We start from the raw sequence: 22,258 nt of genomic DNA, 5'->3' as shown, positions 1-22,258 counted from the left end.
GAGGTTCCATGGCTCCCGCACGCACAGGCCCGCACGACCGCCCCGCGCACCGCCCCTCGGCCCGCGAGGCGATGCTCGACGCCGCCGAGGCCCATCTCGGCGAGGGCGGCACGCTCACCCTCGACTCCGCCGCCCGCGCCGCCGGGGTCACCAAGCCGGGCCTGATGTACCACTTCTCCACCAAGGAGCAGCTGCTCGGCGCGATCCTCGACCGGATGACCGCGCGCTACGAGTGCGAGATGCTCGCCCTGGTCGCCGCGCGCCACGGCGCCGAGATCGAGGACTTCGCCGAGGCTCCCGCCGAGCAGCGCGTGCTCGCCTATCTCGACTGGGCCTGCACCGGCGCGATCGATGCCGCTGACCTGGTGATCTTCGCCGACCCCCACCTGCGCGTCACTCTCACCGAACGCTGGGAGGAGCAGCTCGACCGCTGGCTCGGCATCCCCGAGGGGACCGACGCCGGGCGCGGCGACCGGCTCCTCGCGGTGCGGCTCATGGCCGACGGGCTCTGGTTCGACCGCGCCAGTGGGCTGGACGTCGGCCCCGAGGGGCAGCTCGAGCGGATCCGCGAGCTCGCCCGCGACCTGCTCGGAGGTGACGCATGACCGCCTGGCTGCTGCTGGTCGCAGCGATCCTCAGCGAGGTCACCGCGACCCTCTCGCTGCGCGGCGCGCTCGACGTCCCCGCGCTGTACGTGCTGGTCGTCGCCGGATACGTGCTCGCCTTCACGCTGCTGGGGCAGGTGCTGCGGCGGGGGATGTCCCTCGGCGTCGCCTACGGCATCTGGGGCGCTGCGGGCGTGGTCCTCGCCGCCGCCGGCTCCGCGCTCCTGTTCGGAGAGGTGCTCACCGTCCTGAAGGTCACCGGCTTCGTGCTGGTCGCCGCCGGGGTGTCGGTCGTCGAGATCGGCTCCCAGCGTGCGCAGCAGGCGGCCGACGGGGCGGCGGCGTCTCCCGTGGCCGCGACGGGCGCCGTCCACGCCGGCGGGGAGGAGGCGCGATGAGCTGGCTGCTGCTCGCCGGAGCCGTCCTCGCCGAGGTCGGCGGGACCCTCTCCCTGCGCATGGCCTCCACCGGGGGCGACCGTCGTTGGTACGTGCCGCTCGTGCTCGGCTACCTGGCCGCCTTCGCCCTCATCTCCGGGGCGCTCTCGCTCGGCATGCCGCTCGGCGTCGCCTACGGCGTCTGGGTCGCGGTCGGCATCGTCCTGACCGCGGTGCTGTCCAGGATCCTGTTCCGCGAGCCGCTCACCCCGCTGATGCTCGCTGGGATGGGGCTGATAGTCGCGGGCGTGATGCTCGTCGAGCTCGGCGGGGTGCGCTGACGCCGTCGGATCCCGCTGGCTCGCCGACCCGAGAGCGGATCCCGCCGCCACCTCGGACGAGGGTCGCGGGCGGCCTCGCGGCGCTCGCTCCCGCCGCGGACCGGTTGCCGCTGGTTGCCCACTGGTCGGGGTAAGCTCTGCCGAGGACAGCGGGCGCCCGCACGACCGTCGGCGCCGCGCCGGGACCGGGGGAGCGTCCCGCACATGGACAAGTGCCGAGCAGGCGAGGAACGGAGCCGGCCGAGTGGCGGACAAGCGCGTGACGATCTACGACGTCGCCAAGGAGGCGGGCGTCGCCCCGTCCACCGTCTCACGGGCGTTCTCCCGGCCCGGCCGCGTCAGCGCCGCGACCCACGCCAAGGTGATGGAGGCCGCGAAGGCGCTCGGCTACCGCACCTCCGCCCCGCCCGCGCAGGAGCGCGGCCACCGCCACCACCGGCTCGGCATCGAGGTCCCCGACCTCACCAACCCCTACTTCGCCGAGCTCGTCTCCGGCATGCAGGAGGCCGCGCAGGAGCAGGACTTCCTGCTCCTCCTGCTCGACACCGTCGAGGACGAGGCGCGCGAGCGCTCGAGCCTGGAGAGCGCCGTCGACGTCGTCGACGGGATCGTGCTCTCGGGCACCCGGCAGTCCGACGCGACCCTGAACCACCTCTCCAAGCGCATCCCCGTCGTCGTGCTGAACCGGCGCGTGGCCGGCCTCGACTCCGTCACCCCCGACTTCGAGCACGGCATGGGCCAGGCCATGACCCATCTGGCCGAGAACGGTCTGCGCACGGTCACCTACGTCGCCGGGCCCGTGAACTCGTGGTCCGACGGGGAGCGGTGGCGCGCCGCCCGCGTCGCCGCCCGCCAGCACGGCCTGCAGATCCAGCGCCACGGCCCCTTCGCCCCCACCACCGCGGGCGGGGAGCAGGCCTTCGAGGAGCTGCGCGACTCCCTGCCCCACGCGGTGATCTGCTACAACGACCTGGTCGCCTTCGGTCTGCTCATCTCCGCCCTGCGCGCCGGGATCAGCGTGCCCGGGGAGCTGTCGGTCATGGGGCACGACGACATCCAGCTCTCCCGGCTCGTCGGCGGGGGGCTCACCACCGTCGTCAGCCCCAAGCGCGCCCAGGGCCGCGCCGCCGTCGAGCGCCTCGTGCGCCGCATCGAGAACCCCTCCGCCCACCGCACGCCCGTCGAGGGCTCGCTGCCCGTGCGGCTCGTGCCCCGCGGCACCACCGGGCCGCGCGAGGTCCCCTGAGGCGGCGCGCCCGTCGCGCCCTCGGCCGGGTGCAGGGCGCCCGTCGGCCGGGTGCAGGTGCGCCGATCAGCCCGGCGGACGGCGCTTTCCCCGGCAACCCGTGACAACCGTCCGTCGCCGCCGCGAATGATTGCGAGGATGGCGCCATGAGCAACGACGCCTTCGTCCCGCACCCTGACCGCCTCCTGCCCGCGGACCCGGCCGTCCGCGAGATCGCACGCAACCTCTACGAGCTGGAGAAGGACCAGCCGATCGTGTCGCCCCACGGGCACGTCGATCCTCGGCTGCTGCTCGACGACGAGCCGTTCCGCGACCCGACCTCGCTGTTCATCACCCCGGACCACTACGTGAACCGGCTCATGCACGCCCGCGGCGTGGACCTCGTCGACCTCGGCGTGGGCCAGGGCCCGCTCGACGAGACCGCCTCCCGCAAGGCCTGGCACCTGCTGGCCGAGCACTGGCACGCCTACGCCGGGACCCCCTCGCGCTACTGGATGGAGCACGAGTTCTCCGAGGTGTTCGGCCTTCGGACCGTGCTAAACCCGCGCACGGCCGATGCGATGTACGACGAGATCGCCGAGAAGCTCGCCCGCCCCGAGTTCCGCCCCCGCGCCCTGTTCGACCAGTTCAAGATCGAGGTGCTCGCGACCACCGACGACCCGGTCGACGACCTCGCCCCGCACGACGCGCTCGCCGCCGACACCTCCTTCGCCGGCCGCGTGATCCCCACCTTCCGGCCCGACAAGTACCTCGAGCCCGCCCGCGCCGACTTCCGCGAGCTCGCCGACGCCCTCGGCGAGGCCGCCGGCGTCGACACCGGCACCTACGACGGCCACCTCGAGGCCATGCGCATCCGCCGCCTGTACTTCCGCGACCACGGCGCGGTCTCCTCCGACCACGCCCACATCGACCCCGGCACCGAGCGGCTCCCGCTCGAGGACGCACGCCGCCTCTACACCGCCGCCCGCGAGGGCACCATCGGGGCCGACGAGGCGACCGCGCTGCGCCGCCACCTGCTCGCCGACCAGGCCCGCCTGGCCGCCGAGGACGGGCTCGTGATGACCCTGCACCCGGCCGTGGCCCGCAACCACTGCGACGCCATGTTCGACAAGTTCGGCGCGGACGTCGGCTTCGACATCCCGGTCGCCGTCGACTTCGTCCACCACCTGCGCCCGATGCTCAACGACGTCGGCCACTCGGAGGGCTTCCGCACCGTGCTGTTCACGATCGACGAGACGGTGTTCTCCCGCGAGATCGCGCCGCTGGCCGGCGTGTACCCCTCCGTCTACGCCGGTGCGCCGTGGTGGTTCATCGACTCGCCCGATGCGATCCTCCGCTTCCGCCGCGCCGTCTCCGAGACCCTCGGCTACACGCGCACCAGCGGCTTCATCGACGACACCCGTGCCTTCTGCTCGATCCCGGCGCGCCACGACATGTCGCGCCGCCTCGACGCGACCCACCTGGCAGGGCTCGTCGCCGAGCACCGCATGCGCCTCGAGGACGCCGTCGAGCTCGTCGCCACCCTGCCCACCCAGCAGCCTCGCGAGGTCTTCCGCCTCGGCGAGTCCGCGTGAGAGGAACCCTCCCCATGAACGCTCCCGCACCCTCCGACGTCGGCCGCCTGGTCCACCTCGGGATCGGCAACTTCGCCCGCGCCCACACCCTGCAGGCCACCGCCGTCGCCGGCGGCTGGTCCGTGGTCGCCTTCACCGGCCGCTCCGCCGCGATGGCCGACGCCCTGAACGCACAGGGCGGCAGGTACGGCCTGATCGTGCGCGGCCCCGAGGCCGACGAGGTCAGCGTGCTCGACGTGATCGACGAGGTCCACCCCGCCGCCGACGTCGACGCCCTGGTCGCGCTGCTCGCCGACCCCTTCACGGCCGTGGTCACCCTGACCATCACCGAGAAGGGCTACGCCGCCGGCTCCGACCCCGCGACCTCCGCCCCGGCCCGTCTCGCCCTGGGCCTGAAGGCCCGCCGCGAGGCCGGTGTCGAGGAGCCGATCGCGCTGGTCTCCTGCGACAACCTCACCGGCAACGGCGAGGTGCTCGGCAAGGCTGTCCGCGCCGAGCTCGACGAGGAGACCGCCGCCTGGTTCGGCGACCACGTCGACGTCATCTCCTCCATGGTCGACCGCATCACCCCCTCGGCCGACCACGGCGCCGCCGACACCGTGCGCGAGCAGACCGGCTTCGCCGACGCCGTCCCGGTGGTCACCGAGCCCTTCACCGAATGGGTCATCGAGGACCGCTTCCGCGGCCGTCGCCCCGAGTGGGAGAAGGCCGGGGTGCAGCTGACCGACGACATCGAGGTGCACGAGCGCCGCAAGCTGCGCCTGCTCAACGGCGCCCACACCCTCATGGCCTACGCCGGACAGGTCGCGGGCGTCCAGCGCGTGGACGAGGCGATCGGCCACCGCGAGGTGCGGGCCCTGGTCGAGCAGCTGTGGAGCGAGGCCCGTGCGACGCTGCCCCTCCCGGCCGACGAGCTCGACGCCTACACCGCCGCCCTCGAGGAGCGCTTCCGCAACCCGCGCCTGGCCGACAACCTGATCCGCATCGCCGCCGACGGCACCGCGAAGCTGCCCGTGCGCGCCCTGCCGGTGATCGCCGAGCTCGGCGGCCCGGACAAGGCCCCCGGCGAGGTGGCGGCCGTCGCCGCCTGGACCGCCTGGGTCACCGACCGGGTGCGCGGCGGCCACGAGGTGCAGGATCCGAAGAGCGCCGAGATCGCCTCGGCGGCCGGGCTCGAGGACGCGACCGAGCGGGTCGCCGCCCTGCTCGCCCTGCTCGACGTGCCGGCCGGTGACCCGCTGGTCGCGGCCGTCGTCGCCGAGGAGCAGCGCCTGCCCCGCCCCTGAGCCCGGCCGGCCCCGGACCCTGAGCCCTGCATGTCCCGGCTCTGGGTCCGGCTGGCCCGGCCCTGCCGCAGGGCTCCCCGCGCACCTGACCTCCCGCAGCATGCCCGGGCATACCCGGCGATGGTCAGGTGCGGGCGTATGGCGTCCCTCTACGCCGATATCGGCGTAGAGGGACGCCATACGCCAGCAGGTGACCACGCCGAGCCCGCTCCCGCCGGCACCACCAGGTCATGAGCGCTGCGGGATACCGAGGAGCACGGCGAAGAACGCCACGGTCGAGACGGCGAGCGAGACGATGTGTCGGCGCACCGCGGAGGGTGCAGACCCGGCGGCGCGCACCCCGTTCTCCCCTCAGGCCAGGTCGGCGAGCTTCTCGAAGCGCTCGAGGCGCTCGCGGTAGTAGTCCTGGTGGGCGAGCACGGGCTCGACCCGGGTGAGCACCGGCGCCTCGGCGACGGGGATCTCGGGCGCGGCCTGCTCGAGGGCCATCACGGCCGCGCCGCGCATGGTCGAGCGGGAGACGGCCACGTGGTCGATCGGCATCGCGAGCGCGTCCGAGAGCAGGTGCAGCCAGCCGGGGACCGCGCCGGTCATGCCGCCGGAGAGCACGATCCGCTCGGGCTCCCCGCCGGCCTCGCGCATCTGGTCGGCGATGCGCAGGAACGACAGGGCCACGCCCTCCATCGCGCCGAGCAGCAGGTCCTTCCAGGTCGTGGACGCGCCGACGTTCGCGAACACGGCCCGCGAGCTGCCGCGCCACTTCGTGCCGCGCTCCCCGGAGAAGAACGGGATCACCAGCGGCGTCCCGGACGAGGGCGGGCCGGAGAACAGCGTCTCGGTATCCGTCTCGGCGATCTCGAAGGGCATCGCGAGCTCGTTGCGGCACCAGTCCAGCACGCGCCCGCAGTCGCTCATCGCGGAGCCGACGAGGGTGCGGCGCCGGTCCACCCGATAGGCCCACAGCCCGGAGGGGAGGGTGGGGATGTCGGTGTCCAGGAGCTGACGGATCGCGCCGGAGGTCGCGGTGGAGATGCCCCAGGTGCCGGTGCCGAGAGCGCCGATGCCGAGGTTCGCGGCGAGGCCGTCGCCGATCACGGGCAGCCACACCGCGTCGGCCAGCTGCGGGAACTCGGCGGCGAGCGGGGTGCCGGCCACGGGCGGCGCGTCGTCGGGGTCGATCGCGGTGCCCAGCGCGGCCTCGGACACGCCGACGGCCTCGAGCAGCTCGGGCACGTACTGCCCGGTGCGTCGGTCGATCATCCCCGACCAGGCGGCGGAGGCGGTGCCGAGCGCGGGGGCGCCCAGCAGCTTGAAGGCGACGTACTCGCCGAGCGCCATGAACCGCTCGGTGCGGGCGAAGACCTCGGGGTGCTCCTGGCGCAGCCACAGCAGGCGCGGCGCGGTGTAGGAGGAGTGCAGGCGGGCGCCGGTCCGCTCGTGCAGGTCCTCGACGTCGACCCGGGAGGCGAGCTCGCCCACCTGGGCGTGGCAGCGGGTGTCCGCGTAGGTGATGCAGGGGGTCAGGGCCCTCCCGGAGGCGTCGACGGCGACGAGGGAGGAGGCGAAGGTGTCGAAACCGATCGCGCGCACCTGTCCGGGCAGCTCGCCGTTGCCGAGCACCGCGGCGAGGGAGGTGCGGATCTCCTGGACGATCTGGTCGGCGTCGATGGTGCTGGTGCCGTCGTCGTCGACCGTGAAGGCGTGCGTCTCCTTGTGCTGGAGCTTGCCCACCTCGCGGCCCGAGACGTCGTACACGGCGGTGCGGGTGCCGCCGGAGCCGATGTCGATCCCGACGACCAGCGGTCCCTGGGCGTCCTCGGCCGGGATGTTGAAGCGGGGCATCGATGATCTCCTGCGGTCGTCGGGGCCTGCGCGTGCACGGGGCGGCTGCTCGGTGCGCAGGGGGTCCGCCCAGCATACGAGCGGGCCGGTATCCGGTCAGGGGCCTCGCCACGGGTTGCCACCCGCCGCCGCCACCCGCCGCCGCCGCGTGGCCCCTGCACAAAGGGGCGCTGAGCGGCACGGCGCGGAGCTCAGCTCCGCACCGTGCCGCTGGACGCCCCTTTGTGCAGACGGGGCCTGCGACAGACCCGCTACTCGAGCACGCTCTGCCCCAGGAACTCCCCCTCCGCGCAGCCGGGCGGGATCGCGAACACGGCTGAGCCGATCGGGGTGGTCCACTGGTTCAGCAGGTCCAGCTCGTCCAGGCGGCGCTGGATCGGCAGGAACTGCGCCAGCGGATCGGCCTGGAAGGACACGAACACCTGCCCCGCCTCCGACAGGAGCTGAGATCCCGGCGCGGGCGCATGCTCATAGTTGTACGGCCGACGGTAGATCTCCTGGTGCTCGCCGTCATCGACCCCGCGGGCCCGACGCACGTGCGAGAACTCCCCGATCACCGGGAAGCCGTTGGCGGAGACCTTCTCGAAGTCCGGCGGGGTGCTCTCGTCCCCGCCGGACAGCGGTGCGCCGCTGTCCTGCCGGGTGCCGGTGGCGGCCTCCCGGGCGCCGCGGTCGGCCTCGTCCCAGCCGTCGAGGTCCATGCGGATCCGCCGCACCACCATCGAGGTGCCGCCCGCGAAGGGGCCCTCCTCGATCCAGACCGTCCGGGCGAAGCGGTCGCTGCCCGGGGCCGGGTTCGCGGTGCCGTCGAGCTGGCCGAACAGGTTCCGCATGGTGCTGCCCGGCCGCTCGACCCCGGGGGAGCGGCGGAACCCCGTCTGCCCCCAGCGGAGCGTGGCGAAGGCGCGGGCGTCCTTGAGGAGCATCCGTGCGGCGTGCGAGACGGTCAGCGGATCCTCGGCGGCGATCTGCAGCAGCAGATCCCCGTCGGACCACTGCTCCTCGAGCTCGTCGATGCCGAAGGCGGGCAGCGGTGCGAGCCACTCCGGTGCCGTCCGCTCCGCCCGCGACATCAGCCCCGGACCGAATCCGGCGGTGACGGTGAGGGACGCGGGCTCGGTGGCGAGCTCCGGCTCGGTGTCCGCGAGCGCCGGCTCGCCCCGGGTGAGGCGGGCGGCGTCGTCGGTGAGCAGGCGCAGCATCCGCAGCACCCCGTCACGGTCGACGTCCTCGCGCAGGTCCAGCGACAGGAACGTCGCCGAGGCCGGGGCGGGCGTCTCGACCCCGGCCTGGTGCGCGCCGTGGAAGGGCACGGTCGCCCCGCCGTACGGCGCGGCGGCGGACTCCGCCTCCTGTCCCGAGGCGGACCCGCCCGGATCGCGGCGCGAGCGGTCCAGGCCGACGGCTGCGGCGCCGACGCCGAGCGCGCCGACGCCGAGGGTGCCGGCGCGCAGCAGGTGCCGTCTGCCCGGACGCGCGGCGGTGCGGTCGCTCTCCGGCGCGCTCACTCGTCACCGTCCTGTTCGGTGGCGTCGTCCTGGGTCGTGCCCTCCTCGTGGCCGTCGTGCTCGTGCCCGTCGTGCCCGGTGCCGTCCTCCCCGTGCCCGTCGTGCCCGTGGTCGCCGCCCGCGTCGGAGGCGCCGGAGCCGGTGGAGCCCTCGGGCTCGTAGTGCTCCTGCGCGCCGGCGAAGTCCTTCACCGTCGCGGTGACGGTCAGCGCGGTGCCGTCCTCGAAGTCGAGGCTCAGCTCGACCTCGTCGCCGGGCTGCAGAGGCTCGGCGAGGTCCATCAGCATCAGGTGGTTCCCGCCCGGCTCGAGCACGAGCTCGCCGCCGTCGGGGACGGGGAACCCGCCCTCCTTCTCCTGCATGCTCATGCCGCCCGAGCCGTCGCCCGCGGTCTCGTGCAGCTCGATCATGCCGGCCGCCGCGGTGCTCGCCCCGATCAGCTGCAGATCACGGCCCGTGTCGTTGACGAGGGTGCCGAAGGCGGAGGTCATGCCCTCCTCGGCCGCCTTCACCCAGGGGTCGACGAGGGTGAGACCGCCCTCGGCGCCGCCCGTCCCGCCGCCGTCGGAGGCTGCGGCGCCGCCCCGGTCCGAGGCGGGATCGTCGGACGCCCCGGCGGAGCAGGCGGCCAGCGGCAGCAGGAGGGTCGCGGCCAGCGCGGCCCGGCGGGTCGGTCGCCGGAGGGCGGAGCGGGAGGCCGCTGTCCGCGCCGACGTCGGCGCAGGAGCGGTGGGGGTGGTGGACATGATGGTGTGCTCAGACATGGAAGGTCCTCTCGAAGGGCCGACGTGCCACGGCGCGGTCGCAGGGGCGGGCGCGAGGGCAGGGGTCGGCACGGTCCCGTGCGGCGGAGGCCGGACGGGCGGTGGTCGAACAGGGCCGACTGAGCGGGTGCGAGGGCATTCAGGTGCGCGGACGCGGGAGCCCGAGGGCGCGTCGTCGACGGACGACGCACGGCGTCGTCCCTGCTCAGGCGGCCAGGACCATCGGGGGACCTCGTCGTTGCTGCGGGGTGAGCACCGCGCGCCGGGCATGGCGCAGCGACGGGACGGGCGGCACCGGGCGGGAGGGCCGCTCGGGGACGAGCAGCCTGATGAGCAGCAGCAGCGGCGGATGCGCGAGCACCTGGAGGACCGCGAGCGCGAGGCGCGCGCAGCGCATCAGCACCGACTCGCCGTGCTGCAGCAGCACCGTGGTCACGAGCGCAGCGAGCAGGTGCAGCACCAGCATCCGCAGGTCGGAGTGGCTGCCGTGGGCGGCATGGTCGGCGACCGCGGCGATCCCGTCACCGCCGCCGTGGGCCTCGTGCCCGAGACCGGCAGCCGCCCCGGCGCCGTGGCCGCCGCCGTGCGCGGCGCCGTGGCCGAGGTGGGAGCCGGGCGGGTCCACGAGCGCCAGGCCGGGATCGCCGGGCGTGCCCGCGCTGAACAGGCCGTGGAAGAGGGCCTGGCTGCTCAGCACCGCGATCCCCATGCGGGTCAGGGAGAAGCGGGTGCCCGCCAGCAGCGTGCTGACCGCGACCGCGAGCCACCAGGGGACCAGGATCCCCAGCCAGCCCGGCATCGCGGCGCCGGCCGCGAGATGCCCGCCGAGGGCGACGGCCATCGCGATCGAGGCGGCGACGCCCCCGCGCAGGAGGCGCAGCGGGGAGCGGGAGGCGGGCATGGACCCCATTCTGCCCCTTCGGCCGCGAGTGCATCCGGTCCCGCGCGGTGGGCCCGTCGGCGGCCCCGACCATGCCGGGCTCGGGTCAGCGCGACCGCGGGCCGTGCTCCTCGCGCTCCGCCGACCGACCCGGCACCACCATCACCGGTCCCTCGGCGAGCTGGAGCAGGCTGCGGGAGACCGAGCCGAGCAGCGTGCTGGCCAGGCGGCCGTGGCCGCGCGTGCCGACCACCGTCAGCTGTGCCTCGCCGGAGCGGGCCACCAGCTCCTGCGCGGGATCGCCCACCACGACCTCGCTGGTGATCGTGAGCTCCGGGTGGGTTTCGCGCAGCTGGTCCAGCCGGCGCTCGAGCCCGGCGGCGGCCTTGGCTCGGTGGGTCTCGACCACCTCGGGATCCGGGAGCCAGGCCACCGCGGAGCCGCCCCAGTCCTCCGGGGACGGGATCACCATGAGCACCTTCAGAGCGGCGCCGCGGCGGGCGGCGGCCTGCAGCGCGACCTCGAGCGCCGCCTCGGCCCGGGCGGACGCGTCGGTGCCCACCAGGACGGGGTCGTCGGAGTCCACGGGCTCGAAGCGGTCCGCGCCCTCGCCGAGGTCGTAGCCGCGGTCGACCACGACGACGGGGCAGTGCGCATGGGCGGGCAGCGCCGAGGAGACCGAGCCGAGCAGACGGCCCAGGAAGCCGCCGCGCCCGCGCGCGCCGACGACGACCAGGCGGGCCCGGGCCGAGAGCATCACGAGCACGCCCGCGGCGTCGCCCCAGCGCGCATCGAGGGCGAGCTCGCCCGGGTAGTCGCGCAGCTGCTCGCGCGCCTCGTCCAGCACCTCGCGGGCGGCGTTCAGGCGGGCGACCTCGGCCGGCACGGTCGGGGTCAGGGCCGCCTCGGCGTAGGACATGGTCGGCACCGTGTAGGCGGTGACCACGGTGAGGCGCTCGCCCTCGCGCAGTGCGGCGCGGGCGGCGTAGTGCAGCGCCTGGACGGCGTTCTCGGAGCCGTCGTAGCCGACGACCACGCCGAGGGGGCCGTCGCCGGCGGTGTCGCTCCCGGGCGGGCCGCCGGCGGGCGCGGCGGCGGGGCCGGGCGTGCCGGCGGTGGTCTTGGCGGGCTGGGCGGTGACGTCGTCGTCGGGCATCTCGACCTCCTGCGCCGGGGGCTCCCTGGGGCCGACGGGGCCGCCCCCGTGGGTGTGCGCCGTCGGTCCCTCGATGGTAGTCCGAGCCGGTGCGCGCGTCCGGGGCGGAGGTCCTGCGAGAGGCCGTCCATCGGCCCGAAGGGGCGCCGCGTCATGCGCTCCGGCCGATTGCGCCCCGGTCAGGCCTCCTGGCCGGGCGCCTGGCCGTCGGGGAGGTCGAGCTCCTCGGCAAAGCGGGCGCGCAGCTGCTCCCAGCCGTGCTCGAGCGCGTCCCGGCCCACGATCCGCTCCTGCTCCTCGCCGTCCAGGCGGGCGTCGAGCACCGCGAGGCACACCTGCCAACCGGCGAGATGCGCCGGGGCGTGCTGCGGCTCGGCGAGCTTCATCATCAGGGTCAGCCGGGCCTCGTCGACGAGCCACTCGAGCACGTCGTCGCCCCAGCGGTGGCTGAGGGCATGGTCCCCGGCCGTGGCGAGCACGTCCGCGGCGACGGGGTCCTCGCCCGGGTTCTCGCGCGCGAGGACCGGCCCCACCTCGGTCAGCGGACTCTCCGGCACGATCGGGGACCAGGTGGCCAGCAGCGCGGGATCGGTCAGATGCGCCCAGATCTGCTCGCCGGTGCCGGCGAGGTCGACCTCGAGGATCACGGCCTCCTCGGTGAGGTCCACGGCGACGGGGAGCTCGGCGATGCGCCGATCGATGGACGATGCGTTCTCGGACACGGCGGACATGGACTCGAGGGCTCCTTCCGGACGCCGCCCTGCGCGGCATCGACGTCTCCTGCCATTGTCCACCCGGCGGCGGGACTGCGCGGGGGACGGTCCTCCTCGGTCAGCCAGCGCGTCGGAGCGCGTCGCGGGCCGGGCTCGCCGGCGGGCCGGTGAGGTCGAGGACGCCGGGGAAGTCTGCGGCCTTCCGCGCCGCGAGGTCCCTGATCCCTGCGGCCAGGAACTGCACCGCGGGGTTCAGGGCCACCGCACGCCGCACCTGCAGGCGCAGGCGACGGCGCGGACCGGGCTCGGCCAGCGGGATCGCGACCACGTCCGGTCGCAGGTCCGCGCCGATCACCGAGGGCTGCACGGTGACGTGGTCGCCGGTCGCGACGAAGCCGAGCACCGTCGGGAAGTCCCCGGGGTTCACGTCGACCCGGGGGGTGAACCCGGCGGCGCGGCAGGCCGCGGCGATACGGTCGAACCAGGCGCTGTCCAGCGGATCGTCGGTCACCCAGGACTCGTCGGCGAGCTCCTGGAGCCGCACCTCGGAGCGGTCCGCGAGAGGGTGATCCGCGCCGACGATCGCGACGTACCCCTCCTCGAGCAGCTCCTGGCTCGCCCACTCCTCGGAGGGCACCTCCTCGGAGCCCTCGCCGACCACGACGTCCATCCCTTCCGCGGCGAGGTCCTCGCAGGTGCAGTCGCGCAGCACCAGCTCGAGCCGCAGGTCGGGGAAGCGCCGACGCACCTGCTGGGTCAGCTCCGGCACCCAGCTCGCCGCGACGGACGTCGCGTAGCCGAGGCGGAGCGTGCCGATGCGGCCGGCGCGCAGGTCCTCGACGGTGCGGTCCAGCGCGTCCAGGGCGTCGAGCGCGGGACCCGCCTCGGCGGCGAGCCGACGCCCGTGCGCGGTCACGGAGATGCCGCGCCCGGAGCGCTCGACGAGCTCGATGCCCGTCTCGCGGCGCAGGCTCGTCAGGTGCTGGCTCACGGCCGAGGGGGTGTAGCCGAGCGCCTCGGCGCTCGCCCGGATGCTGCCGGTCTCGACGACGGAGCGGAGGACGCGCAGCTTCAGGGGATCGAGCATGGGCCCGACCCTACCTCTGTTCACCTCGACTGAACAGAGCGGTGCAGATCATCGCTTGTGCTGAAGAGTCGGTGGGCGAAGGATCGGAGCATGACCGCAGCACTCCTGGGCCTGGCCCTCATCGTCCTGATCGCCGTCGTCACCGTGGTCCTCGGCTCGCTGACGCGCCTGCTCGCCGTCCGCCTCGCCGCCCCGCGCGATCAGCGGCGGGCCCGGGACTGCGATCTCTCGGTCGCCCGGCGGATCGCGCTCGGCAACTCGCTGATCGCCCGCGACCTCCGTCCCGACGGGACCCATCCCGTCGCCCGCACCGCGGAGCACGCCGACGAGGCCGCCGCGGCGCCCGAGTCGCGGCCGCGGCAGGACCTCGCCGTGCGCTACCCGCCCATCGCCTCCCATGCGCTGCGCTGAGCGGCTCAGCGCGGGCGGCGCGGATCGTGGCCGATGCGGGAGACGTCGAGATCGGGCACCACCATCACCGGCCCCTCGGCCCGCTCGAGCAGGCCGCGGGAGACCGAGCCGAGCAGAGCGCTGAGCATCCGTCCCCGGCCCCGCGTCCCCACGACCGTGAGACGCGCCGTCCGGGACCGCTTCACGAGCACGCTGACGGGATCGCCGATCTCGACCGAGCTCGTGACCGACGCGACCGGGCCGTGCTCCTGCAGGCGGGCGGCCTCCTGCCCGAGGAGGACGGCGAGCTCCTCCCGCTGCCGTTCGAGGAACTCCTGGTCGGAGACCATCGCCTGTGCGGAGGCGGACCAGGCGTCCAGCGGCGGGAGCACCTGCATCAGGTGCAGCGGGGCGTGGGCCGCGGCGGCGGCGCGCGCCGCGATGGTGATCAGCACCTCCGAGCGCTCGCTGTCCAGCCCCACGACCACCGGCTCGGCGCTCGGCGGCTCGGTGAAGCGCTCCGGCCCCGAGCCCTCCGGGATCTCGTAGCCGGCCGGGACCACCACCGTCGGGCAGTGCGCATGGGCGGGCAGCGCCTCGGAGACCGATCCCAGCAGCCGCCCCAGGAACCCGCCGCGCCCGCGGGAGCCGACCACGGCCAGCCGCGCCGTCGCGGACAGCTCCACGAGGACCCCGGCCGCATCGCCCTCGACCGACTCGAGCGCCACCTCGCCCGGATAGCCCTCGAGGTGGGAGAGCGCCGCCGTGGCGATCTGCCGGGACGCCGCGGCACGCGCCTCGCGCTCGGGCACGGCGGGCATCGAGGCGAGGTTCGGGTACACGGGCGCGGGGACGGTGAAGGCGGAGACGACCGTGAGACGGCAGCCGAGCCCCTGCGCCATCGTCGCCCCGTAGTGCAGGGCCTGGACCGACTGCTCGGAGCCGTCGAAGCCGACCAGGACGCCGAGATGGCGCTCCGCCGGGTCGAAGAGGAGGGGTGAGGTGCTGTCGTCGGCGCTCATCGGAGGTCTCCGTTCCGGGGGCGCGGGGTGACCGTCGACGGGAGCGCCCCCATCGGTCCGGCCCGCCGTCGGTACCTCCGAGAGTACGGACGGCGAGCCCCCTCGGCCAGGGGCCGAAGTCCTCAGGCGCCGGGACGGTCGCCGAAGCGCGGGGCGGGCAGCGGCGGCGGCACCGCCGCGGGCGTCTGCTCCAGCAGCGCGAGCGCCTCGGTGACGCCGCGGGCGAGCTGCGGATCCTCGCCTGCCACCCAGGCGTCGGGCGGGAAGGGCACCTCGATGTCCGGCTCGACGCCGTAGTTCTCGATCGCCCAGTCCTCGCCCTCGAACCAGCTGGCGTACTTCGGCTGGGTCACGCCGGTGCCGTCGACGAGGTCGTAGCGGCCGTCGATCCCGATCACGCCGCCCCAGGTGCGGGTGCCGATGATCGGCCCGACCTCCAGCGCGCGCGAGACGGCGTTCACGATGTCCCCGTCGGAGCCGGCCTCCTGGTTCGTCACCAGCACCACCGCGCCGCGCGGTGCGAAGGCCGGGTAGGTGCCGGGCCGCTCGTGGCGCGGGTAGTCCCAGGACAGCACCCGGCGCGCGATCCGGTCTGTGACCAGCTGCGAGGTGTGGCCGCCGCTGTTGTAGCGCACGTCCACGACGAGCCCCTCCTTCGTGGTCGCCTCGCGCAGGTCGCGGTGCATCTGCGCCCAGCCGGAGGAGACCATGTCGGGGATGTGCAGGTAGCCGAGCCGGCCGCCGGAGAGCTCGGCGACCCGGGCGCGGCGGGACTCGACCCAGGCCTGGTAGCGCAGCTGCGAGTCGTCGCCGAGCGGGGTGATCGCCACCCGCTGCTCGGCGCCGTCGCGCTCGAGCACCAGCTCGGTGGGGGTGTCGGCGGAGCCGACGAGAGCCGCCTCGATACCCTCGGGGCCGACCTCCCGGCCGTCCACGCGCACCACCGCGTCGCCGACCCGGGCGTCGACGCCCGGGGCCAGCAGCGGAGAGCGGGCCGCCGGGTCCGAGGAGTCCCCGGGCAGGATCCGGGTGATCACCCAGCGCCCGTCGCGACGCTCGAGGTCCGCGCCGAGATGGGCGGGGAGCATCGGCGGATCGGCCTTGTGCACCGCGCCCTGGACGTAGGCGTGCGAGGTGCCGAGCTCGCCCTGGACCTCCCACATCATGTCCTGGAAGTCGTCGTCGGTGACCAGGCGCTCGATGACCGGGTCGTACCAGGAGGTCATCGCGTGCCAGTCCATGCCGTCCATGTCGGCGCGCCAGTACTGCTGGGCCATGATCCGGTAGTTGTCCCAGAGCATGCCGCGGCGCTCCTTCACCGGGTCCACGGTCAGACGCAGCCGACCGGTGTCGATGACGATGCGGGCAGGATCCTCGTCCTCGACCTTGCGCGCGGCGGGCACCTGCACCCAGTTCTCGCCCTGCTTGATCACGAGGGAGTCGCCGTCTCCGGAGACGGAGAGGTCCGTGACGCCCTCGGCGAGGACGGTGAGCTTGCGGTCGGCGAGGGACCAGCGCTCGAGGGTCGGGGCGGGGGCCTCGCCCTCCACGCCGGCGCGCGCCGAGCCCAGCACGCCCTGCTGCGGATGGCGCAGCCAGACGAACCCGCCGCTCACCGCCGTGAGGTGCGAGTAGTAGCCGGAGACGACGGGGAAGGGCACCAGGCGCGACTCGACCTGCTCGAGATCGATCCGGGTCGCCGGGGGCCGGGCCGCGTCCTCGACCCCGGCCGCGGAGTGCGAGCTCGCGGGCCGGTCCGCCGCCGCGGGGGCGCCCGCGGCGGCGGAGGCCTCTGCGCTCGTCGCGGCGTCCGTGCCGGGCTGGGTGCCCGCACCGGTCGCGGCGTCGGGGACGCCGTCGGCCGTGCCCTTGTCCGCGGGCCCGTCGCCGGGCTTGTCCGCGGCCGGGCCCCAGCCGTCGGGGTGCGGTCCGAAGGGGTCGGGGGTGGTGCGCTCGAGCGGCAGCAGGAAAGGCCGCTCGGCGTTGACGAAGCCGAGGTCGAAGACCATGTCGTCGTAGACCGTCTCGAAGGTGCGCAGGCTCAGCAGCGCCAGGTGCTTGCCGTCGGCGCTGAACGCCGGGGCGGAGTCCTGGTACTTCCCCGAGGTCAGCGCACGGCCGGACGGCTCGGGATCCTCGGTGTCGGAGATCATCAGGCGCGAGAGCTGCCAGGAGTTCGGCTCCGCCCACACCAGCCAGCGGCCGTCGGGGGACCAGGCCAGGTCCCGCACCTCGCCGCCGCCGCTGCGGCCGATCTCGCGCACGTGGTCCAGGTGCGGTGCCGGGACGGCGTGGGCGGCATCGGCCTCCCAGGCGGCGTCCGCGCCCGCCCCGGTGCCCGCCCCCGCGCTCTTCCCGGCACCCGCGCTCTTCCCCGTCGCGGTGCGCGCGGGATCCTCGAGGCCGCGCAGCGTCACCAGGCGCACCACGTTGTCGTGGCTGACGATCGCGATGCGGGAGCCGTCCGGCGAGGGGATCGCGTGGAGGATCCGCCCCACCTCGCCCACGTCCAGGCGGACCTCCTCTCCGCCGCCGTCCAGGCGGGCCAGCGCCAGCACGTCGGAGCCGACGCCGCCCGTCTCGCGGTCCGCGAGCGCCTCCGCGTCGGAGACGAACAGGGCGAAGGGGGAGCGGCCCAGCGGGCGCACCTCCCGCAGGCGCAGCCCGCACGCCCCGGCGAGCAGTCGCGCCGGCCCGCCGCGATGGGTGAGGGCGTGCGCGCTGCCGCGCCACTCGACCACGCTCGCACGCGCATCGTGCAGCGGACGCATCGCCAGGAGGTTCTCGCTCGCCGAGGCGGGACGGGGCAGCCGTGCGGCCCCCACGCCGGTGGCGAGGACCTCGATCTCCCGCGGCGCGGCATCGAGCGAGTCCATCGCGAACAGGCGCCCGCGGGAGCTGAACACGATCGTCTCCCCGTCGGTCGCGGGCTCGCGCAGGTACCCCTCGGCGGAGGTGAGGGAGGTGTGGGAGCGCAGGTCCGTGCCGTCGGCGGCGACGGACCACAGGTTCGCGGAGGCCCGGTCGGTCAGCGCCGCGCCCGGGCCGTGGGTGTCGGAGGCGAACAGCAGCCGCTCGCCGTACCAGGCGATCCGCAGCTTCGAGGCGAGGATGTCGTCCAGCAGCGGCTCCCAGGAACGGGCGGCGTGCGCCTCGGCCGGGGCGTCCAGCGGCACGTCCTCGCGGGAGAGCCACAGCTTCACGGCCGTGCCGCCCTGGTAGTGCTTCCAGGAGGCCTGGTCGCGGCGCCACGGGGTCGCGACGACGGTGGTCCCCGAGGGGTGGATCGCGACCTCTCCGCTGCGCCCGAGCGGCAGCAGCGCGATGTCGCCCTCGAGGCCCACGGCCCACAGCTGCGCATCCCGCGCGATCGGGGCGCCGTAGCTGGTGGAGGCGACGATGCGCCCGTCGGGCAGCCAGCCGACGACCTTCGTGGCGGGACGGCCCCAGAAGGTCAGCCGTCGCGGCGCGGCGGCGCCGTGGGCGTCGGCGACCCACACCTCGGGCCCGCCGGAGGCGCGGGAGGTGAAGGCGATGTGCGTCCCGTCGGGGGAGAAGCGCGGATACGAGACGGGCGCGCCCTCGTCGGTCAGCCGCCAGGCGCGGCCTCCCGTGAGCGGGGCGAGCCACACGTCGTTCGCGGCGGTGAAGGTGATCAGCTCGCCTCGGACGTCGGGGTGGCGGAGATAGGCGGCATGGGCTGGCAGCGTCGGCATGGTCTCCACCCTATGCCGCACGGCCGACGGCGCACGGCCGGGTGGGCCGAGGGGTCAGGCGATGCTCTCGAGCGCGGCGGCGATGACGCCGTCCGCGCGGTGCAGCACGGTCGCGAGCTCCGCCCGGGTCACCCCGGCCTCCCCGTCCCAGTCGCCCTCGAGCTGAGGGACCATGCCCGCCCGGGACAGCCAGGCGACGTCGAGGGGGAGGCCCCCGTCGACCTCCGCCTCGGAGGCCCAGACCGCGCCGATCCCCGCGAGCGCGGGGCGCAGCAGCGCCGCGAGCATCTCCGCGGCGCAGCTGCGGGTCGCGGGATCCTCCGGATGCACCTTGAGCTCGGCATCGCCCCACAGCGCGCCCCGTCCGTGCAGCCACAGCAGGGCGGAGGCCTGCGCCGCGTCCTCGCCCAGGTCGACGATCAGCACCGGCACGTCCTCGAGGGGCACCGCGGGTGTGCCGGCGAAGCGGTGCAGCGCCGCGGCGGTCCCGCCCCGGGTGACTGCGGCGTCCGGGGAGAAGGCGCCGCCGCTCGCGGGCAGGATCCCTGCGTCATCAGCCCAGATCATCGCCTCGAGAGCGGCATCGCCGTCGGCCACATCGGAGAACGGGCTGGTGGCGGGGCCGGGCGTGCGGGCCGCCAGCACGCCGGCGCCGGCGATTCCCGCGACCGCCGCGGCGGCGCCTCCGGCGAGCAGCAGGGTGCGGCGAGGGAGCGGGCGTCGGGTGGCGGTCTGGGGCGTCGACGGCAGCTCCGGCGCAGGCGGGGCGGGCGGTGCGGCGGCGGGCGCCGGCGCGGGCACAGGAGTCGCAGGCGGGACGGCGACGGCAGGGGCGACGGGCGCACCGGGCCGGTCGGGGCGCAGGCGCGGCGCCGCAGGTCGTCTCAGAGCCATCGCAGCTCCTGCATCCGTCGTGCGAGCGCCCAGCTCAGCGCCAGGTTCCCCCAGCCGTTGAGGTGGATCTCGTCCGAGGCGACCAGCAGCGGCGGCACGATCGCGCGGTCCAGGGCGTCGTGGGTGGTGCTCTGCTCCAGCAGGCTCAGCGGCGCGAGCGGCGAGCTGGCCAGGCCCTCCTCGCCGGTCAGCAGCTGCTGCACGTCCAGGAAGTGATCGCCGTAGGCCTCGGCGTAGGCGGCGTTGACCTCGGCGACGGCGGCGCCTGTCTCGGAGCCGATCGGGTCGTGCTCCGTGCACCAGTGGCCGAGCACGAGGGTGTCCCCGTCGCCGGCCGCCTCCGCCATCCGCGCGGTGTGCTCGAGCACCGCCTCGACGTCGCGGATGTTGTTCTTGCCCATCCACAGCACCTGTCGGGAGCCCTCCGCGATCTCGGCGAGCGAGGAGGTGAACGTCCCGCCGGTGATCTCGTCGGCCGGGTCCGTCGGGACGAAGAACCAGTCCCCGGAGCTGCCGTCGAGGATCCCCTCCACACCGTCCACCCGTCCGGGGATCCGCAGCGGACCCGCAGGCCGCAGCTCGGAGTCGAGCGTGACCGCGCGGCGGCCGGTGCCCGGCTCCGGGCCCCCCTCGGGCCGGAGCGCGGGGCTGACCAGACCGCGCTGCAGCAGCGTGTGCGGGGATCTCGTCGCCCCCACGCCGAAAGGGTGCACGGCAGCGGGCGCCGCGGCCAGGGCGAGGTGCTCATGGATCCGCACCGGCACCGCGGTCGCCTCCGCCCCGCCTTCCGAGCTCATCGAGGAGGAGCCCCACAGGGTCAGTGCGGGCGCCGACGACTCCGGGTGCAGCAGCCGGCGCGAGGCCTCGGTGCCGGTCGAGCCGGGGGCGGGGGAGGAGGGTGCAGCAGGCGCGGCGGCGTGCTGAGGCATCACGGTCCTCCGTGGAGTGCGCAGGGCGGGCGCCCCACCGACGCTCGCACGCGCGATCCTACTCGACGGGAACCGGCGGGGAAGGGGGCCCGCCCGCGCTCACCCCCGATGCAGCGCCGGCTCCCCGGCGGGCACCACGTAGGTGCGGTCCACCTGGATCTCCGCGCCGGGGCGGGTCACCTCGGCGAGGGTCTTGTAGTCCACGCGCAGCTCCTCGGTCGAGTACTCCGAGAGGACGTAGCCGCGTCGGCTCTTGATGTACTTGATGTGCGGGTTCTCGGCGAGCACGTCGTCCTCGCCGTTGGCCTTGTCGCTGCCGTCGCCGCCCGAGGTGATCGCGGTGGTCACCAGCTCCACGCCGAGCGTGGCGGAGTCCGGCTCCCAGAAGTCGGCCTTGAGCTCGTTGGCGAAGTGGACGTGCACGTCGCCGGTGAGCACGACGGGGGTCGCGACCTGGTGCTCGTCCCAGGTGCGCACGATCCTGTCGCGGTCGGCGCGGTAGCCGTCCCAGCCGTCGGAGCCCAGCGTCGTCGTGGGGCCGGGGGCGTTGTCGCGCTTGGCGAAGAAGACGCTCTGGGCCAGCAGCTGCCAGGTCGTCCCCGCCTCGATCATCCCGTCCTGCAGCCACTGCATCTGGTCCTCGCCGAGGATCGTGCGCGAGGGGTCCTCCTGCTCGGCGCAGTCGGTGAACCACCAGGTCCTGCCGCCGTCGTGGCAGGCCTGCAGGTCGCGGTACTGGCGGGTGTCCAGCACGTGGAAGGTCGCCAGGTCCCCCCAGTGCAGGCGGCGGAACAGCTGGATCGAGGAGCCGACGGGGGCGCTGCTGCGCCGCAGCGGCATGTTCTCGTAGTACGCCTGCTGGGCCGCGATGCGCCGGGCCATCCAGGCGTCGCTGGGCACGCCGTCCTTGGGGTGCACGCCCGCCCAGTTGTCCTGGATCTCGTGGTCGTCCCAGGTCACGATCCACGGGGCGGTCGCGTGCAGCTCCTGCAGGTCGGGATCGGTCTTGTAGGTCGCGTAGCGCAGGCGGTAGTCCTCGAGCGTGGTGCACAGCCGGTGCGGGTGCTTGCGGATCTCGGAGCTGCCGGGCCCGCCCTCGTAGATGTAGTCGCCGAGCGCGAAGACGAGATCGGGTCGATCCTCGGCGGCGCGGCGGTAGGCGGTGAACCAGCCGCCCTCCCAGTGCGAGCAGGACAGGTGCACCATGCGCAGGTTCCGGGTGCTGCCCGCGGCGGGGGTGGTCAGCGTGCGGCCAGTGCGGGAGACGTGCCGGCCCGTGCGGAAGCGGTAGAAGAACTCCGAGTCCGCGGGGAGGTCCTCGAGCTCGACGTGGAGACTGTGGCCCTCCTCGGGCAGGGCCGTCTCGGTGCCGCGGCGGACGATGTCGCGGAAGCGCTCGTCGCGGGCGAGCTCCCAGCGCACCTCGACCGGCACCGAGGGCATGCCGCCGCGTCCGTCCAGCACGTGCGGGTCCACGGCCAGGCGGGTCCACAGCACCACGGAGCTCGAGGTCGGATCGCCCGAGGCGACGCCCAGGGTGAAGGGGTCCTGACGGCGCCAGGACCCGTCATCGGCGTGGGCGGGCTGCACGCCGAGCACCCCGGCGGCGCTCAGCGTGGTCAGCGAGGCGGCGGTGAAGTGGCGCCTGCTCAGGCGGCGCCGACGGGCGAGGTTCGCGCCCCGGTCGGGGGCGATGAAGCGGGTGGGCTGCACGGGCTCGGCGGGGCGCAGGTCGGAGGAGAGGTCCATGGTCGTCCTTGTCCGTCAGGGGCGGGGCGAGGACCATGCTGGGCCTGCTGGAAATGATGCGCGGACATGTTGTCCGGAGCGGAAAAGATGTGCATCAGGTGCTCATCGGTGCGTGCCGGACGGTTCACGCGTCCGCCATGGTCGACCGGGCGGCAGGCGGCTCTGCCCACGCGGCTCTG

General features: G+C 74.8%; 19 protein-coding genes. 7 read left to right on the top strand and 12 right to left on the bottom strand.

Features of this window, described 5'->3' with window-relative positions; all coding sequences use genetic code 11:
* Positions 1-8 precede the first annotated feature (8 nt).
* The 6 genes from D1648_RS17510 (at position 9) to D1648_RS17485 (ending at position 5,429) form a co-directional block, all read left to right on the top strand.
* Positions 9-605 carry a TetR/AcrR family transcriptional regulator gene (locus D1648_RS17510; protein WP_122943869.1) on the top strand — a complete coding sequence of 199 codons (597 nt, stop codon included), beginning with the start codon at positions 9-11 and terminating at the stop codon, positions 603-605.
* The gene (locus D1648_RS17505; RefSeq protein ID WP_122943868.1) at positions 602-1,003 is read left to right on the top strand and encodes a multidrug efflux SMR transporter; all 402 of its coding nucleotides are present in this window, start codon (positions 602-604) and stop codon (positions 1,001-1,003) included. Before D1648_RS17510 ends, D1648_RS17505 begins: the two co-directional genes overlap by 4 nt.
* A complete protein-coding gene (locus tag D1648_RS17500) occupies positions 1,000-1,323 on the top strand; it encodes a multidrug efflux SMR transporter (protein WP_122943867.1) in 324 nt (107 codons plus the stop codon). The genes D1648_RS17505 and D1648_RS17500 overlap by 4 nt, the downstream gene beginning before the upstream one ends.
* Positions 1,324-1,567: 244 nt before the next feature.
* Positions 1,568-2,569 carry a LacI family DNA-binding transcriptional regulator gene (locus D1648_RS17495; protein WP_122943866.1) on the top strand — a complete coding sequence of 334 codons (1,002 nt, stop codon included), beginning with the start codon at positions 1,568-1,570 and terminating at the stop codon, positions 2,567-2,569.
* Between the two features lie 146 nt (positions 2,570-2,715).
* Positions 2,716-4,143 carry a glucuronate isomerase gene (uxaC, locus tag D1648_RS17490; protein WP_122943865.1) on the top strand — a complete coding sequence of 476 codons (1,428 nt, stop codon included), beginning with the start codon at positions 2,716-2,718 and terminating at the stop codon, positions 4,141-4,143.
* Positions 4,144-4,157: 14 nt separating this feature from the next.
* Entirely contained in the window at positions 4,158-5,429 is a 1,272-nt protein-coding gene (locus D1648_RS17485) for a mannitol dehydrogenase family protein (protein ID WP_122943864.1), read from the top strand.
* Between the two features lie 351 nt (positions 5,430-5,780).
* On the opposite strand, the gene D1648_RS17480 is transcribed toward D1648_RS17485, so the two are convergent.
* From D1648_RS17480 to D1648_RS17450, 7 genes are all read right to left on the bottom strand, one after another.
* Positions 5,781-7,271: a gluconokinase gene (locus D1648_RS17480; RefSeq protein ID WP_122943863.1), complete on the bottom strand. Its 1,491-nt coding sequence runs from the start codon at positions 7,269-7,271 to the stop codon at positions 5,781-5,783.
* A gap of 251 nt (positions 7,272-7,522) precedes the next feature.
* Positions 7,523-8,779, bottom strand: a complete 1,257-nt coding sequence (locus D1648_RS17475) for a Dyp-type peroxidase (RefSeq protein ID WP_122943862.1) — start codon at positions 8,777-8,779, stop codon at positions 7,523-7,525.
* Positions 8,776-9,543, bottom strand: a complete 768-nt coding sequence (locus D1648_RS17470; protein ID WP_241155566.1) for a copper chaperone PCu(A)C — start codon at positions 9,541-9,543, stop codon at positions 8,776-8,778. Before D1648_RS17470 ends, D1648_RS17475 begins: the two co-directional genes overlap by 4 nt.
* Positions 9,544-9,748: 205 nt before the next feature.
* Positions 9,749-10,444: a hypothetical protein gene (locus D1648_RS17465; protein WP_122943861.1), complete on the bottom strand. Its 696-nt coding sequence runs from the start codon at positions 10,442-10,444 to the stop codon at positions 9,749-9,751.
* 85 nt (positions 10,445-10,529) lie between these two features.
* Positions 10,530-11,579, bottom strand: a complete 1,050-nt coding sequence (locus D1648_RS17460) for a universal stress protein (RefSeq protein WP_122943860.1) — start codon at positions 11,577-11,579, stop codon at positions 10,530-10,532.
* A 179-nt stretch (positions 11,580-11,758) separates the two neighbouring features.
* A complete protein-coding gene (locus D1648_RS17455) occupies positions 11,759-12,310 on the bottom strand; it encodes a hypothetical protein (protein ID WP_122943859.1) in 552 nt (183 codons plus the stop codon).
* 100 nt (positions 12,311-12,410) lie between these two features.
* On the bottom strand, positions 12,411-13,379 hold the full coding sequence (locus D1648_RS17450; protein WP_122943858.1) for a LysR family transcriptional regulator: 969 nt from the start codon (positions 13,377-13,379) through the stop codon (positions 12,411-12,413).
* A 90-nt stretch (positions 13,380-13,469) separates the two neighbouring features.
* Between D1648_RS17450 and D1648_RS17445 the strand changes: the two genes are divergently transcribed.
* Positions 13,470-13,790 carry a hypothetical protein gene (locus tag D1648_RS17445; RefSeq protein WP_122943857.1) on the top strand — a complete coding sequence of 107 codons (321 nt, stop codon included), beginning with the start codon at positions 13,470-13,472 and terminating at the stop codon, positions 13,788-13,790.
* Between the two features lie 5 nt (positions 13,791-13,795).
* Here the strand turns inward: D1648_RS17445 and D1648_RS17440 are convergent, their stop codons facing one another.
* From D1648_RS17440 to D1648_RS17420, 5 genes are all read right to left on the bottom strand, one after another.
* Positions 13,796-14,791, bottom strand: coding sequence for a universal stress protein (locus D1648_RS17440; RefSeq protein ID WP_122943856.1), 996 nt, complete (start codon positions 14,789-14,791; stop codon positions 13,796-13,798).
* 122 nt (positions 14,792-14,913) lie between these two features.
* Positions 14,914-18,507 (bottom strand): S41 family peptidase, encoded by a 3,594-nt coding sequence (locus D1648_RS17435; RefSeq protein ID WP_122943855.1) that lies wholly within the window; start codon positions 18,505-18,507, stop codon positions 14,914-14,916.
* Between the two features lie 54 nt (positions 18,508-18,561).
* Positions 18,562-19,401 carry an S-layer homology domain-containing protein gene (locus D1648_RS17430; RefSeq protein ID WP_122943854.1) on the bottom strand — a complete coding sequence of 280 codons (840 nt, stop codon included), beginning with the start codon at positions 19,399-19,401 and terminating at the stop codon, positions 18,562-18,564.
* Positions 19,392-20,330 carry a hypothetical protein gene (locus D1648_RS17425; protein ID WP_122943853.1) on the bottom strand — a complete coding sequence of 313 codons (939 nt, stop codon included), beginning with the start codon at positions 20,328-20,330 and terminating at the stop codon, positions 19,392-19,394. Before D1648_RS17425 ends, D1648_RS17430 begins: the two co-directional genes overlap by 10 nt.
* Before the next feature lie 99 nt (positions 20,331-20,429).
* Positions 20,430-22,079: an alkaline phosphatase gene (locus D1648_RS17420; RefSeq protein ID WP_122943852.1), complete on the bottom strand. Its 1,650-nt coding sequence runs from the start codon at positions 22,077-22,079 to the stop codon at positions 20,430-20,432.
* Between the last annotated feature and the right edge of the window lie 179 nt (positions 22,080-22,258).

This window comes from Brachybacterium sp. EE-P12, from assembly GCF_003711805.1.
Lineage (GTDB): Bacteria > Actinomycetota > Actinomycetes > Actinomycetales > Dermabacteraceae > Brachybacterium.
This window is presented reverse-complemented; position numbering and strand designations above follow the sequence as displayed.

Bases quoted from the DNA above. Each gene is read 5' to 3' on its own strand.
- D1648_RS17420 (WP_122943852.1), bottom strand. From the start codon at position 22,079: ATGGACCTCTCCTCCGACCTGCGCCCCGCCGAGCCCGTGCAGCCCACC.
- D1648_RS17435 (WP_122943855.1), bottom strand. From the start codon at position 18,507: ATGCCGACGCTGCCAGCCCATGCCGCCTATCTCCGCCACCCCGACGTC.
- D1648_RS17460 (WP_122943860.1), bottom strand. From the start codon at position 11,579: ATGCCCGACGACGACGTCACCGCCCAGCCCGCCAAGACCACCGCCGGC.
- D1648_RS17470 (WP_241155566.1), bottom strand. From the start codon at position 9,543: ATGTCTGAGCACACCATCATGTCCACCACCCCCACCGCTCCTGCGCCG.
- D1648_RS17440 (WP_122943856.1), bottom strand. From the start codon at position 14,791: ATGAGCGCCGACGACAGCACCTCACCCCTCCTCTTCGACCCGGCGGAG.
- D1648_RS17430 (WP_122943854.1), bottom strand. From the start codon at position 19,401: ATGGCTCTGAGACGACCTGCGGCGCCGCGCCTGCGCCCCGACCGGCCC.
- D1648_RS17425 (WP_122943853.1), bottom strand. From the start codon at position 20,330: ATGCCTCAGCACGCCGCCGCGCCTGCTGCACCCTCCTCCCCCGCCCCC.
- D1648_RS17485 (WP_122943864.1), top strand. From the start codon at position 4,158: ATGAACGCTCCCGCACCCTCCGACGTCGGCCGCCTGGTCCACCTCGGG.
- D1648_RS17500 (WP_122943867.1), top strand. From the start codon at position 1,000: ATGAGCTGGCTGCTGCTCGCCGGAGCCGTCCTCGCCGAGGTCGGCGGG.
- D1648_RS17510 (WP_122943869.1), top strand. From the start codon at position 9: ATGGCTCCCGCACGCACAGGCCCGCACGACCGCCCCGCGCACCGCCCC.
- D1648_RS17450 (WP_122943858.1), bottom strand. From the start codon at position 13,379: ATGCTCGATCCCCTGAAGCTGCGCGTCCTCCGCTCCGTCGTCGAGACC.
- D1648_RS17455 (WP_122943859.1), bottom strand. From the start codon at position 12,310: ATGTCCGCCGTGTCCGAGAACGCATCGTCCATCGATCGGCGCATCGCC.
- D1648_RS17505 (WP_122943868.1), top strand. From the start codon at position 602: ATGACCGCCTGGCTGCTGCTGGTCGCAGCGATCCTCAGCGAGGTCACC.
- D1648_RS17445 (WP_122943857.1), top strand. From the start codon at position 13,470: ATGACCGCAGCACTCCTGGGCCTGGCCCTCATCGTCCTGATCGCCGTC.
- D1648_RS17465 (WP_122943861.1), bottom strand. From the start codon at position 10,444: ATGCCCGCCTCCCGCTCCCCGCTGCGCCTCCTGCGCGGGGGCGTCGCC.
- uxaC (WP_122943865.1), top strand. From the start codon at position 2,716: ATGAGCAACGACGCCTTCGTCCCGCACCCTGACCGCCTCCTGCCCGCG.
- D1648_RS17480 (WP_122943863.1), bottom strand. From the start codon at position 7,271: ATGCCCCGCTTCAACATCCCGGCCGAGGACGCCCAGGGACCGCTGGTC.